At 68.7% G+C, this 2,084-nt stretch carries 2 protein-coding genes; both read left to right on the forward strand.

The window, feature by feature from the left end; all coding sequences use genetic code 11:
• The first annotated feature begins 224 nt into the window (after nt 1-224).
• Nucleotides 225-488 carry a hypothetical protein gene (locus tag ACZ52J_RS42805; RefSeq protein WP_465626847.1) on the forward strand — a complete coding sequence of 88 codons (264 nt, stop codon included), beginning with the start codon at nt 225-227 and terminating at the stop codon, nt 486-488.
• Between the two features lie 1,087 nt (nt 489-1,575).
• Nucleotides 1,576-1,953, forward strand: a complete 378-nt coding sequence (locus ACZ52J_RS42810; protein WP_465626849.1) for a DUF6355 family natural product biosynthesis protein — start codon at nt 1,576-1,578, stop codon at nt 1,951-1,953.
• Nucleotides 1,954-2,084 lie beyond the last annotated feature (131 nt).

Below are 2,084 nucleotides of genomic sequence, written 5' to 3' on the forward strand. Positions count from 1 at the left end.
CCGCAGACTCCCGCCCACGACCAGGACGAGCACCCCGGACAACCGTCACGCCAGCCCCTCCGACCAGCATGTTCGAAGATGGCGAAGGCTCAATGGCCGCCAGGGGATGCCCTCATAGTGACTCCAGATACGCATGTGTGCACTTTGAAGCAGCATGAGACAGGGCGTGACAGAGGTTGTTCACAGTCCGGCAGGACCTGCTCCCGCAACTGTGGGAAAAGCACATGAAGGCGGAGTTCCCTGGGCACCTTCGCGGTCGAGAAGTCGAGGGCGAAGACCTGGTGCAGCTGGATGCGGACGTCGCCGGCTGCGTCTCCTCGTCCCTGTCGAGCGTTCTCGACGAGAGGCGCCGCGGAAGTCTTCGGACGTGCACCGAGGTCCTTGAGAGGGTTCTACCATGGATCGGGGACGGGGACGGGACCAGGTACTACGAGCGGCTGCACGAGATGGCCGTGTTGGCAGTCGGACTTGGGAACGTGAGCGACTGACCGCGCGGCCCTGGGTCGAAACGGCGACACCGAACCAGATCAACTGAGACACCACTCCGCGTCCAGTCACCCGGGACCAGGTGACATGAGATTCTCGACCGCCTGGCGTCTCAACTGATCTGGTCGCCGCAGGCCACAGCCCTACCAGCGGACCAGATCATTCGAGACGGGACACAGGCCGGTGCAACGCGCCACTGCAACACGCCCGCCCCACGCCCCTCCCGGCCACACAACACCTGGTCAGACCCGCAAAACGGCCCCGTGTTGCACCCCGCGCAACACCGCGTTGCACCCCCACGTTGCACCCGCCACCAGGCAACCGACCACCACCACCAGAACAAGGCCGGCCCCGACAGCGGCCCGCCGGCCCCGCCCGCACCCGACCACCCCGGACGGCCCCGCCTGACGCGTGGTCAACCGCCCGGGACGATGTATCCAGAACAGACGGCATTGGTCGGGCAGGAAAGGGGCGGCGCCTGCTTGACAGGTGATGTCGGAACAGTCGGCCGGCCTGCGGGCCGTGGATCATCGGTCGTGTCTCCGAGAAGGACAGTCATGGCACACCCGCCCACCACCAGCACCGCCCAAGCGGTCACCGCACGGCGTTGCCATCGCTTCACGTCGTCCCCCTCGCCTACACCGTGGCAGCGGCCACTGTATCCAGCGCAGCGCAGCCCCGCCCAAGCAGAACCGCCCAGCAGCGGCAGACCCCGGACGCAGCGAGCGCGCCCCGAACGGCAGCCACGGCAGCGAAGGGCGGAACAAGCCAGACCAGACGGCGGCCAGGCCGGATCCGCAGCGACCAAGGGTGGCACCGCCTGGGCCTCGGGCCGGGCGCAGCACCAGGACAGCGGCGCCGGGACGGGCCGGGACGGGCCTGGACAGCGGACAGAGGGACCAGAGACGGCCAGGCCGGGCACCCCTGGGCGGGCAGGGGCACGGCCTGGACAGCGGCCCGGGGGTGCAGCCAGCGGCCCAGGGCGCAGCAGCAGAGCGGCACGGGCGCGGCCCAGGCAGCACGCAGCACGCAGCAGCGGCAAGGACGCCCTCGCCGTGACCGCGATTTTCCGTGATCGTTGAAGCGGGTATGGACACTTCACAGCGAGCCCAGGCGCGTCGCGGCGCAATCGCCGCGCTGGCGGTACAGCGCGGATCGCGGCTGGGCCTGGCAGCCGTTGCTCTGGTCGGCACCCTCGCCCTCGCGACGGTCACCCCGGCCATGGCCGCCCCCGAGCAGACCCGAGGCTGTGGCTGGAACGCGAGCCGCAACGGCGAACGCGCCTACTACGAGCACTGCGCCACCAACACCAACGTGTGGATTCAGGTCAAGCGGTTTCCCCGGTCCGACTACCACCGCTGTGTCGGCCCCGGCCGCACCAACCTGGACTCGGATGCCACTGGCGCCTGGTACGACAGCACCTACCAAGGCGGACTGTGCTCCCACCCCGGTGACACCGGACCCTGACTGGCCTCCGCCTGGTGTCACTACCAGTGCTGCGCTGCTACTGAAGTTGAACTCGTGATGTCGCTCGGATGGGTGAAGCGGTAGCGTTCGCCTGCCGTTGGAGGGTTCGTCCCGGTAGTCGTGTGCTGTGA

The sequence above is a fragment of the Kitasatospora sp. NPDC034035 genome (genome assembly GCF_055575755.1).

Excerpts from the sequence above, each read along its gene's own strand:
- ACZ52J_RS42805 (WP_465626847.1), top strand. The coding sequence starts at position 225 with ATGAAGGCGGAGTTCCCTGGGCACCTTCGCGGTCGAGAAGTCGAGGGC.
- ACZ52J_RS42810 (WP_465626849.1), top strand. The coding sequence starts at position 1,576 with ATGGACACTTCACAGCGAGCCCAGGCGCGTCGCGGCGCAATCGCCGCG.